At 48.5% G+C, this 503-nt stretch carries 1 protein-coding gene; it reads right to left on the reverse strand.

Translation table 11 applies throughout. From position 1 onward, the window contains the following. On the reverse strand, positions 1–503 hold a 503-nt coding region (locus R7093_RS28530), incomplete at both ends, for an aminoacyl--tRNA ligase-related protein (RefSeq protein WP_318147447.1).

Raw genomic sequence — 503 nt, forward strand, 5'->3', positions numbered from 1 at the left:
CAGTTAGTTCCGCGTATAGCTTCTCTGCTGCTTCTTTTACGCGCTCAGATTTGTGCATGTTCATTGGCACGATTGCTACTTGGAAAGGTGCAATTGCGTCTGGCCAAATGATGCCGTATTTGTCGTGGTTCTGTTCAATCGCAGAAGCAACAACACGCGATACACCGATGCCGTAACAACCCATCTCTAGGATTACGTTTTTACCGTCAGGGCCAAGAACGCTACAGTTCATTGCTTCTGAGTAAACGTTACCAAGTTGGAAGATATGACCAACTTCGATACCACGTTTCAGCATTAGCGTACCTTTACCACATGGGCTTGGATCACCTTCCACTACGTTACGCAGATCTTCTACTTGACCCAGTTCAACGTCACGACCCCAGTTAATACCGAAGTAGTGTTTACCGTCGATGTTTGCTCCAGCGCCAAAGTCGCTCATGACTGCTACGCTGCGGTCAACGATGAATGGCAGTTCTAGGCCTACAGGGCCAAGAGAACCAGGG

It is taken from the genome of Vibrio sp. 1580, from assembly GCF_033340055.1.